This is a genomic window from Mycobacterium sp. DBP42 (assembly GCF_005924235.1).
Classification (GTDB): Bacteria; Actinomycetota; Actinomycetes; order Mycobacteriales; family Mycobacteriaceae; genus Mycobacterium; species Mycobacterium syngnathidarum.
This window is the reverse complement of sequence record NZ_VCMY01000015.1, coordinates 97864-116466: the sequence shown is the minus strand read 5'-3', so window position 1 is coordinate 116466 and position 18603 is coordinate 97864. Positions and strand designations below refer to the sequence as shown.

Sequence of the window (18603 nt, the reverse complement as noted above, 5' to 3'; positions counted from 1 at the left end):
GGCCAAGCCCGGTGTTCGTACCCGCTCCTGGTGAGCAGGCGCCCGCGAGCACGCCATCACCGACTGATGGGGGCCAGTGATGCAGTTGCACAAGAGCCGGATCGGACTGGCGGTCGTGCTGGTGTTGGTGCTGATCGGAGGCATCATCGGGGTGGTGCGGTTGGCCACTGAGATGGGTCGGGTCAATGTCACGGGATACTTCGCGAACAGCAACGGTGTCTACCAAGGCGACGACGTGCTGATCCTCGGATTCCCGGTGGGCAAGATCACGAAGATCGAGCCGCAGCCGTCACGGGTGAAGATCAGCTTCTGGTACGAAGACAAGTACCAGGTGCCCGCCGACGCCAAGGCAGTGATCATGTCCCCATCCCTGGTGACGGCCCGCAACATCCAGTTGACGCCGGTCTACAGCGACGGGCCCGTGATGGAAGACGGGGCGGTCATACCGCAAGAACGCACCGCGGTCCCGCAGGAGTACGACGATCTTCGGGCGCAGCTCAAGAAGCTCACGGAGCTGCTCAAACCGACTCAGCCTGGCGGAGTCAGCACCATCGGTCAGTTTGTCAACACGGCTGCAGACAACCTGCGTGGCCAGGGCACCGATATCCGCGATACCGTGATGAAGCTGTCGCGGGCGGTTTCGGCGTTCGGTGACCACAGTGGTGACCTGTTCAGCACGGTGAAGAACTTGTCGATTCTGGTGTCGGCGCTCGAGGACAGCAGCGGCCTGCTCAGCCAGCTCAACCAGAACCTCGCCACGGCGTCGGGGCTGTTGGCAAACGACCCCACCGAGGTCGGCAACGCCGTCCGGGATCTGAGTGATGTAGTCGGTGACGTGAAGAGTTTCGTCGCCGACAACCGGGAAGCAGTGGGCACCACCTCGGACAAGCTGGCGGCGGTATCCCAAACGGTGACGCAGAGCCTGGACGACATCAAGCAGACCCTGCATATCGCCCCCAACGTTCTCTCCAACGTCCAGAACATGTACCAACCGGCGCAGAGCACCCTGTCGGGAGCGCTGGCCGTCACCAATTTCTCCAACACGATCCAGTTCCTGTGCGCCGGTGTGCAGGCCGCGTCGCGGCTGAATGCCGAGCAATCGGCGAAACTGTGCGTCCAGTATCTGGCACCCATCATCAAGAACCGGCAGTACAACTTCCCCCCGCTGGGTGCCAACCCCTTCGTCGGGGCTATGGCGCGGCCCAACGAACTGACCTACAGCGAGGACTGGATGCGGCCGGACTACATTCCACCGCAACCGCCGCCGCCGGCGAGCCCACCCACAGCCCCTGCCCCGCCGTTGGCGGCAGAGGCGCCGGCGGGCCCGCCACCCGTTGCCGCGACGACTGATCCGGCCCAAGGCCTTCTCGGGATCATGGTCCCGCCCGGAGGTGGGCAATGACCCGGAGGTGGGTAATGACACGGTCGCGCAGTGGCGACGAGACCGACTTGCCTCGGCACTGGCGTCGTGTCGGTACCCAATTGCTGATCGTGCTCGCAGTCGTCCCGTCGGCGGCAGGATGCGCCTTCCAGGGGCTGAATTCGCTGTCACTGCCTGGCACCAAGGGCGGCGGCGAGGGTTCGATCACTGTTCAGGCGCAGGAACCGAACGTCGAGAACCTCGAACCCAATTCGACGGTTCGAGTCAACGACGTGCCGGTCGGACACGTGACGAAAATCGAGCGGCAAGGTTGGCATGCGCTTGTCACCATGTCGATCGACGGGGGCGTCGACCTGCCGGCCAACGCGACCGCGACCATCGGGCAGACCAGCTTGCTGGGATCGAAGCACGTCGAATTGGCCCCTCCCACCGCTGTCGCACCGGAAGGCAAACTCAAGGACGGTGCGTTGATTCCATTGTCGTCGGGCCGCTCGTTCCCGACGACGGAGCAGACGCTGGCAGGGCTTTCCTTGTTGCTCAATGGTGGTGGACTCGGCAAGGTGCAGGACGTCACCGAAGCTTTCGCCACGGCTTTCGATGGGCGTGAGTCGGACTTGCGTAGCTTGCTTGAGCAGTTGGACACCTTCATCACCTACGTCAATGACCAAAAAGACGACATCATCGCTGCCACCGACAGTCTGAACAACTTGGTGGGTAAATTTGCCGAGCAGAAGCCGGTCATCGACAAAGCGATCAAGGTGCTCCCGGATGCGCTGACCGTGCTGAAGGACAATCGGCAGGCTCTCGCCGATGCACTCGATCAGGTCGGCAAATTCAGCGCACTGGCAGCCGACTCGGTCAACCAGACCAAAGAGAACCTGGTCAAGGAACTCCATGACCTCGGCCCGGTATTGCAATCGCTCGCCGATGCCGGACCGGCTCTCACCAAATCGCTGGATCTGATCACGGCCGTCCCGTTCGCCAACCCCACGCTGACGAAGTGGATTCGGGGCGACTACGGCAACGTGACCGCCATCGTCGACCTGACGTTGAGCCGACTCGACGCGGCGATGTTCACCGGCACTCGCTGGGAATGCGACTTGACCGAACTTGAGCTGCAGTGGGGCCGCACCATCGGCCAGATGCCCAGTCCGTGCACCGCGGGCGGCCCCAACAACCTGGGCAACCCATTGGTCGCTCCATATCACTTCGACCAGGGCAAATAACATGTTGAGCAGGCGAATCCGAATTCAATTGGTCGCTTTCACGGTGATTGCGATAGTCATCACCGCGGTGACGCTCATCGTTTACATGCGCGTCCCGACGTTCATGCTGGGCGTCGGGCGCTACACCGTGACCGTTCAGCTGCCGCAGGCTGGTGGCCTCTACGAAGGTGGGAACGTCACCTATCGCGGTGTCGAGGTCGGCCGGGTGACCGCTGTTCGGTTGGCCCCCACCGGTATCGAGGCCGACCTGCAGCTGAAGTCGGACATCCCGATACCGTCGGATCTGCGCGTCGAAGTGCACAGCATGACAGCGGTCGGCGAGCAGTATGTTGCGCTACTGCCGCAAAGCGACAATGCCCCACCGCTGAAAGGGGGCGACGTAATACCTGCCAGTGCCGCCTATGTGCCGCCGGACATCAACTCGCTGTTGAATGCGACCAACCGTGGGCTGGGCGCCATCCCCAAAGAAAATCTGAAAACGGTGGTCGATGAGGGCTACACGGCCGTCGGTGGGCTCGGCCCCGACCTGTCGCGGCTGGTCAAGGGATCGACACAACTGGCGATCGATTCCAGGAAGAACCTCGACTCGCTGACAAACCTGATCGACGGATCCAAGCCACTCCTGGACTCTCAGATCGAGACGTCCGACTCGATCCAGGCGTGGGCTGCGCACCTGGCGACCGTTACATCGCAACTGAAGGACAAGGACGCAAACGTCCGGACTCTGCTGCAAGAGGGGAGTCCGGCCCTCGGTGAGGCTCGGCAGTTGTTCGATCGACTGCAGCCGACACTGCCGATCGTGCTCGCCAATCTGGTCAGCGTCGGCGAGGTCGCGGTCACTTATCGAGGGAACCTGGAACAGGTGCTGGTCTTGGCGCCGCAAGATGTCGGAGTCCTTCAGGCCCTAGTGGTGGCCAACGCTGATACGAAACAGGACTACCACGGTGCCTATCTGAGCTTCAATCTGAATCTGAACCTGCCGCCGGCGTGCACAACAGGCTTCCTACCGCCCCAGCAGATGCGCTCGCCGGCGCTGGAAGATTACCCGCCGCGTCCCCCCGGCAACCTCTACTGCCGTATCCCTCAGGACGCACCGAACGCGGTGCGCGGTGCTCGCAACTATCCGTGCGAGACCCGGCCGGGGAAGCGCGCCGCCACCGTGAAGCTGTGCGAAAGTGACCGCCCCTACGTGCCGTTGAACGACGGCTTCAACTGGAAGGGCGACCCAAACGCGACGCTGTCGGGACAGGGCGTCCCCGAGCTGGACCCCGGCGAGGAAGCGCCCGCACAGCAGCCGTCGCCGGTCCCGGGTGTGGCCCCGCCAGAAGCGGCGCCGCCGGATGCGCCACCACCGCTGGCGGTGGCGCAATATGACGCGGCGACTGGGACATACATCGGACCGGACGGGCAGATCTACAAGCAGAGTGATCTTGCCCGCGGCGCCAAAGAAGGGCAAACATGGCAGAGCATGCTGACACCCCCGGCGGGGAATTGATCGAGCCAGGAGAATCGGATATGCCATCACAATCAGGGAACACAACAGGCGAGGCATCGGCTCCCACCCCGGAGGAAGAGCAGTTGGGGACCGTGAGTGATGCCACGGCTGAAGCATCGGACGAGGCGTCCGATGCGACGGACCCGTCCGTCGCGGATCAGTCCGACGAAGGTGAGTCTCAGCCCGAGGATGACACTGAATCCGCTGTCGGCAAACGACATTCGAATACTCGTCTTGCCATCGCGGTAGGCGCGGCCGTACTGGTTGCGCTGGGATCGTTGACCGGTTGGCTCGGCTATCGCATGTATCAATCACGCCAAGCGGAGACCGAGCGGGATATCGTCGTCGCCGTCGCACGGCAAGGCGCGATAAATCTCACCACCATCGACCACAACACTGTCGATGCTGACATCAAGCGAATCCTCGACTCGTCGACCGGAACGTTCCATGACGATTTCCAGACGAGATCCGAACCATTCGTTGCCGTAGTCAAGCAGGCGCAATCGAAATCGACCGGCACAGTCACCGAGTCAGCACTGGAATCCCAGGACGGCGATCAGGCGCAAGTTCTCGTCGCAGTATCGGTGAAGACTTCGACCGCCGCCCAGCAGGAGCAAGATCCGCGGAGATGGCGCATGCGCATCACCGTCGAGAAAAGCGGTGACAGCGCCAAGGTGTCCGATGTGCAATTCGTGCCATAACCACGGCCAACCGAACACGCCGACCCAGATGGGAGTGCATCTTGCCGACCAAAACTGACGCGATCACGGAGCCATCCGTACACGAGCCCCTAGACGAAGCGTCTCCGATCAGCGACGCCGACGGATCCGACGACACCGCTACCGGCGGTGAAGACAAGTCGGCCGCCGAGGAGACCCATGCCGAGGCATCTGTCTCGACTGGTCGTTCGGTGCGGCAGCGCATACTCATCTATGCGGTGATGCCCGCGCTGGTCCTGATATTGACAGCGGGCGCAGGCTATTTGAAGTGGCAGAACGGTTCCGCCGGGTCGGCGCAGGCGGCTGCCACCGAGTCGACACAGGCTGCTACCGATAGCACGATCGCGATGCTGTCCTATGCTCCGGATAGCGTCGACAAAGAACTTCCTGCCGTAGGCGACCGACTTACCGGAAAATTCCGCGACGAATACACTTCGCTGATCAACGATGTCGTCATACCGGGCGCCAAACAGCAGAAGATCTCAGCGGTGGCCAAGGTGCCGGCGGCCGCATCCGTATCGGCCACCCGAGATCACGCCGTGGTCTTGGTTTTCATAGATCAAACCATCACCATTGGTGATGGGGCACCAACCAACAATGCGTCCAGCGTGCGCGTCACTCTCGACAAGGTCCATGACCGATGGCTCATTTCGCAATTCGAACCCATCTGATTCGCACCTGCGCCGGGTTCGTGGTGACGATGGGTGCATTGATGATCGCAGCAGCGTCAATGGCTGCGCCGGCACGGGCAGATGTGACGGCTTACCTGGTCAACGTGACCGTACGGCCCGGATATAACTTCGCCAATGCTGACGCGGCGATCGCCTATGGACAGGGAATCTGCGACAAAATCGCCTCGGGTCGCAGTTATGCGCAGATTATGGGAGATGTGAAATCCGACTTCGCCACCTCCGATGAGTTCCAGGCCTCGTATCTCATCACGCAAGCGGCGAATGAGCTGTGTCCGGCACAGATCTGGCAGCTACGCAACTCGGCAGCGGGCTATCGGCCGCCAGGCCCGTAGGCCGTAGGCCATTAAGGGGAGATCCGATGAACCATCCACTACGCCGCGCGGTATCCATGGTAGTGGCCGCTCCACTACTCGCGACAACGGTGACGGTTCCTGTCGCCTGGGCCGACAATGACAACAACACCCTGGTGCCCAACAACAAACGGCTCAACGACAGTGTCGTAGCCAACGTGTACACGGTTCAGCGCCAGGCCGGCTGCACCAACGATGTCGGCATCAATCCTCAATTGCAGCAGGCCGCCCAGTGGCACGCCGTGGATGTGCTGAACAATCGCAACCTCGACGGTGACATCGGTTCCGACGGTTCGACAGCTCAAGACCGTGCCAATGCCGCGGGCTTCCCCGGCACAGTGGCCGAGACGGTTGCGATCAATCCGGCGCTCGCGATCAGCGGCATCGAGTTGCTCAACCAGTGGTACAACAACCCTGCCTATCTCGCGATCATGCGCGATTGCGCGCACACCGTCATGGGGGTGTGGTCCGAAAACAGCTTGGACCGGACCGTGGTGGTGGCTGTGTACGGAGCGCCGAACACCGCCGTCCCGTCGACCAGCCCCATCGACCCCAACCCGGACTATGACGGCAGCGACGAGCTTGAGTACGGCGTCAACTGGTTGCCCTGGATCCTGCGCGGGGTCTATCCGCCACCGGCCTACCCGCCTCAGTAGGACGACAACATGATCGCCTGTGCGGCAAAAGACTTGCCGCACAGGCACTGTCAACTCGTGAGCATTCGCTGCATCGAGTCGATCTCGGTCTGCCTTACCTTGACGATCTGATTGGCCATGCTGACGGCGTCCAGATTCTTCCCCTCGGCGATCTCGCCATGGGCCATCTCGATCGCTCCCTGGTTGTGGCTGATCATCGATCGCAGCCACAAAGTGTCGAATTCTGTACCGCTCGAAGAGGTCAGCTCGGCGATCGCGGCCTCACTGACCAACCCTTTCATCGTGGCATCGCTTCCAGCATCGCCCGTCTTGATGTCGGGGTTCTCCTTCCATTGAACCCACAACGCCCGTAAGACCGCCATTTCTGACTGCAGGGTCGTTGCGCTGGCGGATGCGAACGCGACGACCCCAGCATTGGTGGAGCGTTCTGGGACGAGTGTCGACATGTCGATACCCTGCTGGGCATGCGTCATCATGTTGTGCGCGAAGGTGAAATCTTGTGCATTGAAGCCGTCGGGTTCGCCGGTGACGATGGGCTCGTCGGTGGCTGCACCTGCATCCTGCGGGGCATGACCCTGACTGCACGATGGCAGGGAGAAGGCGAGGACCAAAGCCGCCAAGGCACCGCCGATGCGGGGGACGACGCTACCCCGTCTGGACGAACTCAGCATGACACCTTTAGCGTGAACGGCCGCATGTCCGGTTGATGAGCTTTAGGTGTGTAACCGCGGGCAGTACCGGAGATCTCGTATGTAGCGCCGGTCATGGTCACGGTGGCGTCACCGCCAAGGTCTCGGTTGTAACCCCCGGTGAAGCCCTCGGGATCCTGGATGGTTATGGACTCGACGACCGGTTCCTTGGCGGTTGAGACCATTGCCGTCGTCTCTGACGTGCCGCCACGTGTCGTGATCATGGTCAGCGATTCGCCTGTCATGCACTGCACGCTCTCGGGTGTTACCGGGTTGATGCCATCGATGCTGAGCTGGGCGGTGCCGGCCGGCAATGTCCCGGGTTGGCGCTCGGCGGGTCCTGGCGCTGACGAACAGCCGACCGCGCAGCCGATCACCAGCACAGCCGCGATGAATACCGAGTCGGTTCGCTTCACGGCGATCTCCTGTCAGTGGACTTGCTGCAAACTGTCGGTGGCTACGGCTTCACCATTTGTCTTTGGCGGTGAATCATCGGTTTGCCCGGAGTTTCGAGCAGGCCGCCGGGCGATCCGCGAATTAATTGAGCGCGCCGGCGACGGGGCGGTATCGGCCAACGATGACGCACCGGCCGATACCTGTGTCAGTGCGGCGTTCTGGATCTCGGTGTCGAAAGGTAGACCGTCGGCGACGGTGATCAGGGCGACCAGTGCTTGCACGCATTGTTCGGCGATTTCGTCTCGTTCTACGTCGCCGTGGTGCAGCCAGTCGGTGGTGACATTGTCGAGGTAGCCAGCCCAGCCTTCCACTGCTGATCGGAGGCGCGGACTAGGGTCGGCGGGACAACCGAGGCTGTGTAGGAGTTCACGTCGAGCCTCGCGTCGCGCGGCTTGGGCGATTTCACGGATGTGCGGCGGGGCAGCGTTTCCGTCTTGCATCAAGCCGGTGAATCGCGCTGCGTGCCGCTCCACGTACTCGAAGTGGCGACGGACGTAGCCGCGGACCCGGTCCGGCCCTGCGAGTTCGTCTTCTCGCGGACGTTCGTACTGCAACATGTCCTTCCATGCCTGGTCGACGGCATCGGAGAAAAGGCCACGTTTGCCGCTGAAGTAATACGAGACCAACCCGTGGGCCACACCGGCATCACGACATATGTCATCGATCGACACGTCGTCATAGGGCCGTTCGGCGAAGTGCTTCATGGCTATGTCGAGAATGATTCCGCGCCGCGCGGACTTCCGCGGCCTGTCGCGTATCGCTCGCACTGCTGGTTGTGCCATGCCACTGATCTTAAGGGAAACCACCGCTGATGTTGACTCTAGGTCAAGTTAAAGCCAAGTTTGACTTTAAGTCAAAGTCAAACTACGTTGTGATGCATCCCATACTGTTCCCTGAGAGAGGGGGTAGGTCACCTGTGGACTTCGATTTTGTGATCGTCGGTGCAGGATCCACGGGGTCGGTCCTTGCGGCCCGCCTGAGCGAGGACTCCAGTCGGTCAGTACTGCTGTTAGAGGCTGGTGAGCTGTACGGCGGTGAGCCGAGCAATTTCCCGGACTGCGTCACCAACCCTGCGAACATGACCAGTTCGATGCCGGGGGGGCCGCACAACTGGACCATGCTCGGAACCCTTGTGCCGGGTGTTCAGGTGCCGATACCCCGCGGAAAGGGCATCGGCGGCTCGGGTGCCATCAATGGCGCCTATTTCGAGCGCGGCACTGAAGCGAACTTCGACGAGTGGGCGAAGCTGGGCAATGACGCCTGGTCGTACGATCAGGTGCTGCCGTTTTTCAAGCGTTTGGAGAAAGACCTCGACTTCGGCGGAGACCTACACGGGGCCGATGGTCCGATCGCGGTCCGACGAGAAACTGCCGACCGCGCGCCGGAGTTCACGGGCGCGTTCACTGCCGCCTGCCGCGGAATGGGATTCCCCGACGAGCCCGACAAGAACGCCGGGGGCACTGATGGAGTGGGCCCGGTGCCGCTCAATGTTGCCGATGGAACCAGGATCAGCAGCGGCATCGCTTATCTGGTCCCAGCGTTGCGCCGTCCGAACCTCACCGTCATCGGCAATGCCCATGTTCGCAAGGTGGTGCTCGAGGGCAGCGTCTGTGTCGGTGTGGAGGCTGACGTCGACGGTAAGCGGGAGGTATTCCGAGGAGCCACGACGGTGTTGTCCGCCGGGGCGCTCCGGTCACCTCAACTCTTGATGCTCTCGGGTATCGGGCCGGCGGCGCACCTCCGGCAACACGGTATCGATGTGATTCAAGACCTTCCAGGAGTCGGCGCCAACCTGACCGATCACCCCGAGTTGAGCCTCCGTTGGAACTTCTCCGGTAAGTCGAAGGTCATCGCTGGGCGTGGCGTCATGACCAGTGCGCTGAACTGGACGTCGGAGGGCTCCGATCAGCCGGGTGACTTGGAGATCCTGCCGTTCGTATGCAAGGCCGGCGACATGATGAAGCTCGGCCCGATGCTGAAGGCGCCGCGCAAATCCTTCGCGGGTCTGCGTCAGACGTCACTGAAGTTCATGATCCAGCAGGCGAAAGGGATGAACCACCCGTTCGCGGCGATCGGCTTGCAGCAAGAGGACAGCCGCGGTCAGGTCAGACTCAGGTCTGCCGACCCGTACGAGCAACCGGACATCAACTGGAATCTGATGGCGACCGACAGTGACCGTCGCCGCTTCCGGGAGGGAATCCGGGTCGCCGCCGACGTCTTCGGATCGTCCGAGATGCGAAAGATCGGTGGCCGGATGATCAACCTCGACGAGGCAAGCCTGCAGGACGACAAGGCACTCGACGAATGGGCGGTTCGCAATATCTTCGCCGTCGGCCACCCGTCCTGCACCTGTCGCATGGGTCCGGAGTCGGACACCGATGCGGTTGTCGATCAGTTCGGCCGCGTGTACGGAGTCGACGGGCTTCGTGTCGCCGATACCTCCATTTTCCCCAAGATCCCTTCGCGTGGGCCGAATGCCACGGCGGTGATGGCCGGCGAGCGGATCAGCGATTTCTTGATTTCCCCTTCGACCATTAGGAGCCAGAATGACGCTTGAACAGACCGAGACAAACCAGGTGGAGACTGACGAGTCCACCGCGATCGTGCGGCAGGGGTCCGAAGCAATCGCGGATGCGTTGGTGGCCTCCGGCGTAGAGGTCGTCTTCGGATACACCGGCGGCTCGGTGCCGGCTCTGACGCAGAGTCTCTTCTCGCGTGATATCGCCGATTTCGGCGGTCGCACCGAGATCACCGCGGCATGGATGTCGTACGGATACAACCGGGTCAAGCGCCGCGCGGCGTCAGCCGTGGTCAGTTGGACGGTTGGCGCGCTCCATACGGCGCCGGTCGTCTACTCGGCGAAGCAGGACGGCACTCCGTTCCTGCTGATGGTCATGAACAACCCGCCCGCCATGGAGGCGCGCGACTGTCTTCAGGATGGCGTGGAGATCTATCCGTCGCTGAAGCCGCTGTCGAAGTACATCAGGAAGGTGACCGACGCCGGGGACATGCCGGTGATCGTCCGCCAAGCCGTGAAGGAAGCCAGCACCGGCCGATTCGGTCCGTCCGTGCTCGACTTGGCCCAGACTGCGATGTTCCAGACCACCACCATCAAGGTGGAGGAGCTCGAGCTGCCGAAGCCGCCGGCGGCCCAGACAGAGGATGTCGCCGCTGTCTGGGATCTGCTGTCGGCCGCGGAACGCCCGGTGCTGTACATCGGGGCCGGCGTGCACATCTCCGATGGCGCCGAAGAACTGCGTGAGCTCGCCGAATTGCTTGGTGTGCCGGTGGTTTCCACCTCCTGGGGAGGCCGAGGGGTTTTGCCGGACGCACACGAGCTTTACGCCGGTGCGTCTGGCAACTTCGGCTGGCGTTCGGCCAATGACGTCCTGCAGCACTCGGATCTGTGGATCTCCATCGGAACGTCGTTCTCGCAGATGAGTACCGGTTCCTGGACTCTGAACAAGCCCGAGAAGGTTGTCCACGTCGACGTGGACCCACGCGAGGTCGCCAAGATCTTTCAGCCCACGGTCGGCCTCGTCGCCGATGCGAAAGCGTTCCTGCGGCAATTGCTCAACTGGGCCCGCGACAATGCGACGCAGGCTAAGGACATCAACGAGCGTCTGGGGGGCTGGCGCGCCGATGCCACCGCCTACAAGCAGGAATGGCTCACCGAGATGGACGCCTGGTTTGACGGCACAGAGGTGCCCGTCAACCAGTACTTCCTGATCCGCACATTGTCCGAGCAGCTTCCCGACGACACGCTGGTCGTTGCCGACTCCGGTGGCAATGCGTTTGGTATGTACCGCGCATTCCAGTACAAGACGGTGACGCCGTTGGCAACAGGCGGTCGGTACATGTCGCTTGGTGCCAGCCTCCCGGTGGCGATAGGCGCCAAACTCGCCGCGCCGGAACGGACCGTGGTCAGCTATCACGGTGACGGCGGCTTCTACTACGACCTCGTGGAGCTGTCCAACCTCGCACAGCACAACATGAAGGTCATCGTCGTCATCGACAACAACGGTTGCCTTCTGGCCAACCGTGCGTCGGCCAAGGCCATGGGAATCGACAATCCCTGGGTGGATTTGCCGGAGTCCACCGACTTCGTGGCCGTTGCGAAGGGTTTTGGGGTCGATGGTGAGCGGGTCGAAACACCCGACCAGCTGATCCCCGCCATTCAACGTGCGCTGGCTTCCGAAGGAAGTTACGTGCTCGACGTTCGTACCGAGCCGGGACTGCGGATCGTCCGTGCCATCGCCGGAGTGATCCCCATCGTCGGCGACCGGACCCCGAAGTCCGGACACCTGGCCGAGGTAATCGAAGGGTCATGGCCTAGCTGACACAAACGCGGTGGCCCGGGGGCATCCGGCTCCGGGCCACCGCCTCGACCTGAATCGAGAACTCCATGAGTTGGTTCCTGCGTTACACCTCCCACCTCGGGTACTTTCCCCCGGAACTTCGACCGCAATTCGCCGCGACGGTCGGAAGTGATGACCCGGTCGCGCATATCGAATACGCGTCGTCGATCGGTATGGCGGGCGTCCTCTATCCCTGGGCGGCAGAACGACCGGACACCGAGGTGCGCGCTGTTCGTGACGCGCTCACGTCGACGGGCCTCGGGATCGGCTGTCTCGTCGGAGTGCCGTTGGCGGCCACGTTCGGCGGCCCCTGGGCCGACCGATCTCCCAACGGTCGGTCCACGTTGGAGCAGTACGTCGTCACGGCGGCGAAGACGGCCACCCTGCTCGGGTCATCCACACTGGCTGCGATCGTCACCGCGGATCCCAGCCGCGACGGTGACGCTCAGGTAGAGGCTCAGTTGGACGACGCCGCAGCGAATGTGCGCGACATGGCGGGCGTGGCGGCAGACCACGGTTTGACACTCGCGGTCGAGCCGATGTGCGTCCTGCCCGGCATGCTGGTGAACAGCACGCAACGGGCCGCCGCACTGCTCGACCGGGCCGATCACCCCTCGACGGGGCTGATCTTCGACACCGGTCATGTCGCCAGCATGGGCGAAGACATTCTGACGACGTTTGCCGACGTCTTCGACCGTATCGCTGTCCTACAGTTGGTCGATGATCCGGGTCGTGTCGAACCGGGAGCTGGAAACCTTCCACTGGTGGAGCTTGCGGCCGATGCAAACCGCCGGGGTTATTCCGGTTTGATCGACCTGGAGCATGACTGGTCGACGCCCGATGCAGCCGGCGAACAGGCCGGATTGGACCGGGTGCGCGCCTTCGATGACGCGGTCCGATCCGCCGTAACCGGTTTGTCGTCCAATGAGGCCGGATGATCTCGAAATCTACTTTGTCGCAAGATATCTCACACGGATCGGGTGCTCGTCGAACTGTCGGCGAGCACCGTTGGTCGCCGGTGTCGTGAGATTCGCGCGCGGCGGGCGCCGCGCCTGAACGATTGGGGGCAACAAGATGAGCGAGCACGTCAGTGGCGATGGCGCCGAGAAGACAGTCCGTGACTTCTTTGCCATGTGGACACCTGCAGCTGGGTCCCTTGAGCAGGCCATCGACCGATTCTTTACGGACGAGACGGTGTGGGAGAACGTAGGTCTGGGAGCCATGGTGGGAAAAGACCAGGCGATCAGCTTCATGACCGGATTTCCCATTCCGCTTGCCTACATCACGGCTGAGGACATCACGATGGCCACCGCCGGTGACATCGTGTTCGCCGAGCGCGTCGACCACTTCCATGACGACACCGGCGCGATCATCCTGTCGGCGCGGCTGAACGGTGTGTTTGTCGTCCACGACGGCAAGATCGCACAGTGGCGCGACTACTTCGACACCGCTGGCTTCGCTGCCGAACTTCAGAAGTTGGCAACCCCCTAGCGCCACACCATCGTTGGTCTATCAGCCTGTGACGAGGAATTATGGCAGAGGCCCTGTGGTTCACCGCTCCCAAGACCGTCGAATTGCGCTCTGAACCGGTGCCTGCACCGGCTGCGGGACAGATCTGCGTGCGTGCACTGTGCGGCTTGGTGAGTGCAGGTACCGAGATGAACATGTACCGCGGGCAGGGCAATCTTCCTGACATCGGGCTCATCCCCAATGCGGAAGGCAGCCTGCCGTTCCCCGTGAAATTCGGCTACCAAGAAGTCGGGGAGATCGAAGCGGTTGGGCCGGGATCCCAGTTCGCCGTGGGCGATCGGGTGTTCTGCATGCACCCACATCAATCGCGTTTCACCCTTGCCGAACAGTTCGCTTTCCGGATTCCGCCCGATCTCCCATCGCAGAAGGCGGTGTTCGCGGGTCTGTTCTGGGTCGGCCTGAACACCGTGATCACCACACCCCCGCTGGTCGGTGATTGTGTGGTGGTCAGCGGTCTCGGAGTGGTGGGCAGCATGGCCGCATACCTTGCCAACTTGACCGCCGCGAGTTTGGTGCTGATCGACCCCAATGCCGAGCGTCGCAGGCGCGCGGCTTGGATCGGAGCCGATGCGGTAGTCCACCCGGACGAAGCCTCCGCCGCGGTCGCTGAGTTTTCCGGGAATCGCGGCGCGGACCTGTTCATCGAAGCCAGCGGTGCAGTCTCGGCCCTGCAGCAGGCCCTTCAACTCACTGGTATGGAGGGGACAATAACGGTCACGTCGTGGTACGGAACGCGACCAGTCGAACTTGTGCTCTCACCCGAGTTTCATCTCCGGAATCAGCGAATCGTGAGCACCGGGCCGAGCATGCCGTCCCATCTGGCGCCGCGTTGGGACATGAACAGAGCCCGCGAAGTGAGCTGGCGGCACTTGGCTCGACTCGACGTCGCCGAGTACTTGGTTTCGCATCGCGTGCCGTTCTCCGATGCCGGCGAAGCGTACCGGCTGATCGATGATCACGATACGGAGACGTTGGCGGTCCTGCTTGAGCATCGTTCCTGACGGACGCACTCCGGAGTAGGACGGCGCATGGACCGTCGGTGCGCCCACCGTCTCGCGCCAGGTCGGTGCGACCCAGCCACTGTGCCCGGAGGCACCTTTACGTAGGTACTTGCGCGAGCAAAAAAGGAACCCAACGCTCGGAAAGCTGTCTCGCCAGGAATTTGACTTTAAGTCAAAGTCAAACTACTTTGTGATCTAGCGCATAACCCACATCACCAAGGGGGTGGATGATCGTTGAAGATTGACCGTTCGGACCTGCTCCCGTGTGAGTCTCGCGTCCGCTGCCAAAGCGGCGGTGAATGATGTCGATCTCGGTGGATTCCACAATGGCGACCACGATCAGCTCGGCTGAGTCGGGGTCCCGGGGAGCGGGTGAGTTCGATGTCACCGTCGTCGAGCGGCGGCAGGTGTCCGATTGTGTGATCGCGCTGACCTTGGAAGGCCCGTCAGGTGAGCCACTGTCGTCGTGGGACCCCGGCGCGCACATCGACGTACTGCTGCCCAATGGATTGATCCGGCAGTATTCGTTGACCGGCGACAATCGGGATGATGGTCGCTGGCGGATCGGCGTCCTGCGTGAGGTGGCGGGCCGTGGCGGGTCCGCATGGATCCACGACAATGTCGCCGAGGGGTCGACACTCCGGGTTCGCGGACCGCGCAACAACTTCAAGCTCGTACCGTCGCCCCAGTACGTTCTCATCGCCGGCGGTATCGGGATAACTCCGCTGTTGGCCATGGCGGCCGCGTTGGAAACCGACGGGTCGCAGTGGCGGATGGTGTACGGCGGCCGTACACGGAGTTCGATGGCGTTTCTCGACGAGTTGGGCGGCTACGGCGAGAAAGTCCAGATCGTCCCGCAGGATGAGCATGGTGTGTTGGATCTTGCGGGTATCCTCGGAGACCCCGCATCCGACACCCTCGTATATTGCTGCGGTCCGACCGGGTTGCTCGAGGCAGTCGAAACATACTGCACTGCCTGGCCTTCGGGGGCGTTGCGGGTTGAGCGGTTCAGCGGTAGCGAGCAAACCAACGGACAAGCCGCCGATCAACCGGTCGAGGTCGAGCTGCAGCAGTCGGGCATGACGCTGACCGTACCCGCCGGGAAGTCCATCCTCTGCGCTGTGGAAGAGGCCGGTATCGACGCTCTTTATTCCTGTCGAGAAGGGACGTGCGGTTCCTGCGAGACACCGGTGCTGTCTGGGGAGATCGATCATCGCGATCATGTCCTCAGTGAAGAGGAGCGGATGGCCAACGACACCATGATGATCTGTGTGTCGCGTGGGCTGTCCAAGCGGATCGTCCTGGACCTCTGATGTTCCGGTCCATGTGGCCATTACAACTTCGGATTGAATCGAGGAGCTAGATGTACCCGAAATCCTTTCCCCGCCAACAGTGGTACGTAGCCGGCCATTCAGAAGACTTCGGGCGTGACTTGTTGTCGCGATGGATCCTGGGGGATCCGATCTGCTTCTATCGGCGCCGCGACGGTGCGCTGACCGCGCTGGTCGACCGCTGTATCCATCGACAGATGCCGCTCAGTCTGGGCCGGCTGAAGGGCGATGACCTGGAGTGCGGTTACCACGGCATCCTGTACGCCGATGACGGTCACGCCAAGGATATTCCATCGCAGCGGGCCGTGCCGCCCGCGTGTCGGGTGCACCGCTACCCATTGAAGGAATCGGGTGGTTTCGTCTGGATCTGGATGGGTGATCCGGAGCGGGCGGACGAAAGTCTGATCCCTGACCACCCGTGGTTGGAATCCCCGGAGTGGACAGTCGTCCGAGGAACCTTGCACATGGACGCGCGTGCGCAGTTGATCAATGAGAATCTACTAGATCTATCGCACGTCTCGTATCTACACCCCGAGTCGATCGGTACCGAAGAGGTTGCAGCGGCCCCGATTTCGACGAAGTTCGAGGGGCGTTCGGTGCGGGTGATTCGTTCGATGCAGGGCATCGAGAGTCCTCCGTTCTTCGAAAAGACAATGGGGCTGGGCGGCCTCATCGATCGCGAACAGATCGCAGAATTCATTGCCCCCGGATTTCACATCACTCATGTGATGGCCAAGCCGGCCGACTCGACGAACGACGAGGAAGCGTGCCGACACAAGGCCGTTCATTGCATCACGCCAGAGCGGGAGAATTCAGCCCACTACTTCTGGGCTGTCACCCGCGATTACGCGATAGGCAACGATGAGGTGGACCACCTGATGCGGGAGGGAGTGCCGACGGTGTTCCGGCAGGACATCGCGGCAGCCGAGGCCATTGAGCGGGTGATTTCTGCTTACGCTCCGGGATATCCGGTTGAGCTGAACATCAAGGTTGACGCGGGACCCTTGCGGGCGCGGCGGATCATCGAGCAGCTGGTTGCCGAAGAAACCGTTGACGAGACCAGCACTCAGCCTGCGTGAGCGACGATGTCCAGGTTTCCCGAATACGAGCCGATTGGCATGTGGTGGACTGTCGACGCACCTTCGTTGCGCGTCCCTGATCCCGCCCACGACTACGTATCGATCTGGTCCGCCGGAGACGACGGACCGTCGATTCTCCTCGTTCCTCCCAAAGGTTCCGATCACACCGCTTGGGAGCATCTCGTGCCGGAGCTGGCCCCGCATTTCACGGTGCATGCCATGGATGCCCGCGTCGCGGATCGCGACGTCGTCGGGGTGCGAACGGCGGCTGACGCGGTGGGCGCGCGCATCGTGGTCGCCGACGGTGATGCCGCCGACGCGGCCGTGCAGGCGGCGCGCGCAAACGACACAGTACTGCTCTGTGAACGGCCACGGTCAGTAGCGGCGCCGGAAGCTGACGTTGCCGGGGCATCAGACGACAACGTGCAAACTATCCGGCTGCGCGCTGACGCGGATGGGGCCGATCAACTCATCACTGCCTTGCGGGCTGTCTCCGGCCCGGCGGGGCCGCCGGCACAGGTCCGGTCCGTCGACGATCAGGAAAGGGGTGTCCGATGACCGTGCACGACGAGAAAGTTGATTCCGGCGCCGACGATCGCTACGAGGAGTTGGCTGAACTACATGCAGCACCGCTGTGGCTTTATCACACGAATTTGGTTCCGCCAGAGCCACGCCCCACCGCTGTCCCGGCGATCTGGCGTTATGCGGAGCTGCGCCCGCATCTGATGCATTTTTTGGGCGCGCTGTCGTTGGAGGACGCCGAGCGCCGGGTCCTGATGCTGGTGAACCCGGGAATGACCGATCCCCCCGCGACGACGACATCGCTGTACGCGGGCCTGCAAATTATCGGCCCGGGTGAAACGGCGCAGGCACATCGGCATGTCGCCAATGCATTTCGGTACATCATGGAAGGCGCCGGCGCGTACACCACGGTCAATGGTGAACGGGTTCACATGAGTCCAGGCGATCTGCTGCTGACCCCGAACTGGCACTGGCACGATCATCATCACGAAGGTGACAATCCGATGGTCTGGCTTGATGCCCTGGACTATCCGCTGACCAATACACTCGATGCCAGCTTCTTCGAATTTTACGGCGACCGAACCCAAAAGAGTTCGGTGCCCGATGATTTGTCGTCCCGGCAGTACATTCACGGTCAACTCGCCCCAGCCTGGGAGACGGTGCGATCCCCGGCGTCGCCAATCGGCAAGTATCCCTGGACCGAGACGTTGAAGGCGTTCGAGGCGATTGCCGATGACGCGTGGGGTAGTGCCGCTGAGGGTGTGCTCCTGGAGTACCGCAATCCTCAGACAGGCGGCTCGGTCTTACCGACGATGTCTTGCCGAATCAGCCGACTACGTCCCGGATTCCATGGGGAGAGTATCCGGCGCACAGCGAGCGCGATCTACCACGTCGTCCAAGGATCGGGCGTGGCTCATGTCGGAGAAACGGTGTTGGAGTGGCATGACAAGGACATCTTCGCAGTCCCGCCGTGGCACCAACTTCAGTTGCGGAATTCCAGCCAGACCGAAGATGCGTATTTGTTCAGTTACACCAATGAGCCGGTGTTGAAGGCTCTTGGCTTCTACCGCGAGGAGTCCACCGAGGACTCCTCGCCATCCACCAACTAGGAGGCGTCG

19 protein-coding genes and 1 pseudogene are annotated in these 18603 nt (G+C 62.2%); 17 read left to right on the top strand and 3 right to left on the bottom strand.

Features of this window, described 5'->3' with window-relative positions:
* Positions 1–79 precede the first annotated feature (79 nt).
* The 7 genes from E0T84_RS16285 (at position 80) to E0T84_RS16255 (ending at position 6519) form a co-directional block, all read left to right on the top strand.
* Positions 80–1402, top strand: coding sequence for an MCE family protein (locus tag E0T84_RS16285; protein WP_138744941.1), 1323 nt, complete (start codon positions 80–82; stop codon positions 1400–1402).
* Between the two features lie 14 nt (positions 1403–1416).
* The gene (locus E0T84_RS16280) at positions 1417–2607 is read left to right on the top strand and encodes a virulence factor Mce family protein (protein WP_138744940.1); all 1191 of its coding nucleotides are present in this window, start codon (positions 1417–1419) and stop codon (positions 2605–2607) included.
* Between the two features lies 1 nt (position 2608).
* A complete protein-coding gene (locus E0T84_RS16275; RefSeq protein WP_138744939.1) occupies positions 2609–4102 on the top strand; it encodes an MCE family protein in 1494 nt (497 codons plus the stop codon).
* Positions 4066–4803 carry an Mce protein gene (locus tag E0T84_RS16270; RefSeq protein ID WP_138744938.1) on the top strand — a complete coding sequence of 246 codons (738 nt, stop codon included), beginning with the start codon at positions 4066–4068 and terminating at the stop codon, positions 4801–4803. Before E0T84_RS16275 ends, E0T84_RS16270 begins: the two co-directional genes overlap by 37 nt.
* Before the next feature lie 41 nt (positions 4804–4844).
* The gene (locus E0T84_RS16265) at positions 4845–5492 is read left to right on the top strand and encodes a hypothetical protein (RefSeq protein ID WP_138744937.1); all 648 of its coding nucleotides are present in this window, start codon (positions 4845–4847) and stop codon (positions 5490–5492) included.
* A 29-nt stretch (positions 5493–5521) separates the two neighbouring features.
* Complete coding sequence (locus tag E0T84_RS16260) at positions 5522–5845, top strand: DUF732 domain-containing protein (protein ID WP_138744936.1); 324 nt, start codon at positions 5522–5524, stop codon at positions 5843–5845.
* A gap of 89 nt (positions 5846–5934) precedes the next feature.
* Entirely contained in the window at positions 5935–6519 is a 585-nt protein-coding gene (locus E0T84_RS16255; RefSeq protein ID WP_138744952.1) for a CAP domain-containing protein, read from the top strand.
* Between the two features lie 50 nt (positions 6520–6569).
* Here the strand turns inward: E0T84_RS16255 and E0T84_RS16250 are convergent, their stop codons facing one another.
* Genes E0T84_RS16250 through E0T84_RS16240 form a run of 3 tightly spaced genes read right to left on the bottom strand, consistent with a single transcriptional unit; the run spans position 6570 to position 8446 of the window.
* Positions 6570–7190: a DUF305 domain-containing protein gene (locus tag E0T84_RS16250; protein ID WP_138744935.1), complete on the bottom strand. Its 621-nt coding sequence runs from the start codon at positions 7188–7190 to the stop codon at positions 6570–6572.
* Entirely contained in the window at positions 7184–7624 is a 441-nt protein-coding gene (locus tag E0T84_RS16245; RefSeq protein ID WP_249383656.1) for a lipoprotein LpqH, read from the bottom strand. Before E0T84_RS16245 ends, E0T84_RS16250 begins: the two co-directional genes overlap by 7 nt.
* Positions 7625–7636: 12 nt before the next feature.
* Positions 7637–8446, bottom strand: a complete 810-nt coding sequence (locus E0T84_RS16240; RefSeq protein WP_138744934.1) for a TetR/AcrR family transcriptional regulator — start codon at positions 8444–8446, stop codon at positions 7637–7639.
* Positions 8447–8475: 29 nt separating this feature from the next.
* Between E0T84_RS16240 and mftG the strand changes: the two genes are divergently transcribed.
* From mftG to E0T84_RS16195, 10 genes and pseudogenes are all read left to right on the top strand, one after another.
* Positions 8476–10221 carry a mycofactocin system GMC family oxidoreductase MftG gene (gene mftG, locus E0T84_RS16235; RefSeq protein WP_138744933.1) on the top strand — a complete coding sequence of 582 codons (1746 nt, stop codon included), beginning with the start codon at positions 8476–8478 and terminating at the stop codon, positions 10219–10221.
* On the top strand, positions 10211–12004 hold the full coding sequence (locus E0T84_RS16230) for a thiamine pyrophosphate-binding protein (protein WP_138744932.1): 1794 nt from the start codon (positions 10211–10213) through the stop codon (positions 12002–12004). The genes mftG and E0T84_RS16230 overlap by 11 nt, the downstream gene beginning before the upstream one ends.
* A gap of 65 nt (positions 12005–12069) precedes the next feature.
* Positions 12070–12960, top strand: coding sequence for a sugar phosphate isomerase/epimerase (locus E0T84_RS16225; protein WP_138744931.1), 891 nt, complete (start codon positions 12070–12072; stop codon positions 12958–12960).
* Between the two features lie 136 nt (positions 12961–13096).
* Positions 13097–13513: a limonene-1,2-epoxide hydrolase family protein gene (locus tag E0T84_RS16220; protein WP_138744930.1), complete on the top strand. Its 417-nt coding sequence runs from the start codon at positions 13097–13099 to the stop codon at positions 13511–13513.
* Positions 13514–13554: 41 nt separating this feature from the next.
* Positions 13555–14553: a zinc-binding alcohol dehydrogenase gene (locus E0T84_RS16215; RefSeq protein ID WP_138744929.1), complete on the top strand. Its 999-nt coding sequence runs from the start codon at positions 13555–13557 to the stop codon at positions 14551–14553.
* Between the two features lie 326 nt (positions 14554–14879).
* Positions 14880–15866, top strand: coding sequence for a PDR/VanB family oxidoreductase (locus E0T84_RS16210; protein ID WP_138744928.1), 987 nt, complete (start codon positions 14880–14882; stop codon positions 15864–15866).
* A gap of 50 nt (positions 15867–15916) precedes the next feature.
* A pseudogene (locus tag E0T84_RS32745) lies at positions 15917–16135 on the top strand (Rieske 2Fe-2S domain-containing protein); the annotation flags it as partial.
* Positions 16136–16348: 213 nt separating this feature from the next.
* Positions 16349–16963, top strand: a complete 615-nt coding sequence (locus E0T84_RS32330; protein ID WP_249383653.1) for a hypothetical protein — start codon at positions 16349–16351, stop codon at positions 16961–16963.
* Positions 16964–16969: 6 nt separating this feature from the next.
* Complete coding sequence (locus tag E0T84_RS16200; RefSeq protein WP_138744926.1) at positions 16970–17521, top strand: alpha/beta fold hydrolase; 552 nt, start codon at positions 16970–16972, stop codon at positions 17519–17521.
* Positions 17518–18594 (top strand): cupin domain-containing protein, encoded by a 1077-nt coding sequence (locus E0T84_RS16195; protein ID WP_138744925.1) that lies wholly within the window; start codon positions 17518–17520, stop codon positions 18592–18594. Before E0T84_RS16200 ends, E0T84_RS16195 begins: the two co-directional genes overlap by 4 nt.
* Positions 18595–18603: the final 9 nt, after the last annotated feature.

Coding starts and splice junctions, on each gene's coding strand:
- mftG (WP_138744933.1), top strand. CDS start 8,476: ATGTTGACTCTAGGTCAAGTTAAAGCCAAGTTTGACTTTAAGTCAAAG.
- E0T84_RS16270 (WP_138744938.1), top strand. CDS start 4,066: ATGGCAGAGCATGCTGACACCCCCGGCGGGGAATTGATCGAGCCAGGA.
- E0T84_RS16260 (WP_138744936.1), top strand. CDS start 5,522: ATGGGTGCATTGATGATCGCAGCAGCGTCAATGGCTGCGCCGGCACGG.
- E0T84_RS16240 (WP_138744934.1), bottom strand. CDS start 8,446: ATGGCACAACCAGCAGTGCGAGCGATACGCGACAGGCCGCGGAAGTCC.
- E0T84_RS16230 (WP_138744932.1), top strand. CDS start 10,211: ATGACGCTTGAACAGACCGAGACAAACCAGGTGGAGACTGACGAGTCC.
- E0T84_RS16215 (WP_138744929.1), top strand. CDS start 13,555: ATGGCAGAGGCCCTGTGGTTCACCGCTCCCAAGACCGTCGAATTGCGC.
- E0T84_RS16275 (WP_138744939.1), top strand. CDS start 2,609: ATGTTGAGCAGGCGAATCCGAATTCAATTGGTCGCTTTCACGGTGATT.
- E0T84_RS16220 (WP_138744930.1), top strand. CDS start 13,097: ATGAGCGAGCACGTCAGTGGCGATGGCGCCGAGAAGACAGTCCGTGAC.
- E0T84_RS16285 (WP_138744941.1), top strand. CDS start 80: ATGCAGTTGCACAAGAGCCGGATCGGACTGGCGGTCGTGCTGGTGTTG.
- E0T84_RS32330 (WP_249383653.1), top strand. CDS start 16,349: ATGGACGCGCGTGCGCAGTTGATCAATGAGAATCTACTAGATCTATCG.
- E0T84_RS16250 (WP_138744935.1), bottom strand. CDS start 7,190: ATGCTGAGTTCGTCCAGACGGGGTAGCGTCGTCCCCCGCATCGGCGGT.
- E0T84_RS16195 (WP_138744925.1), top strand. CDS start 17,518: ATGACCGTGCACGACGAGAAAGTTGATTCCGGCGCCGACGATCGCTAC.
- E0T84_RS16280 (WP_138744940.1), top strand. CDS start 1,417: ATGACACGGTCGCGCAGTGGCGACGAGACCGACTTGCCTCGGCACTGG.
- E0T84_RS16210 (WP_138744928.1), top strand. CDS start 14,880: ATGGCGACCACGATCAGCTCGGCTGAGTCGGGGTCCCGGGGAGCGGGT.
- E0T84_RS16225 (WP_138744931.1), top strand. CDS start 12,070: ATGAGTTGGTTCCTGCGTTACACCTCCCACCTCGGGTACTTTCCCCCG.
- E0T84_RS16200 (WP_138744926.1), top strand. CDS start 16,970: ATGTCCAGGTTTCCCGAATACGAGCCGATTGGCATGTGGTGGACTGTC.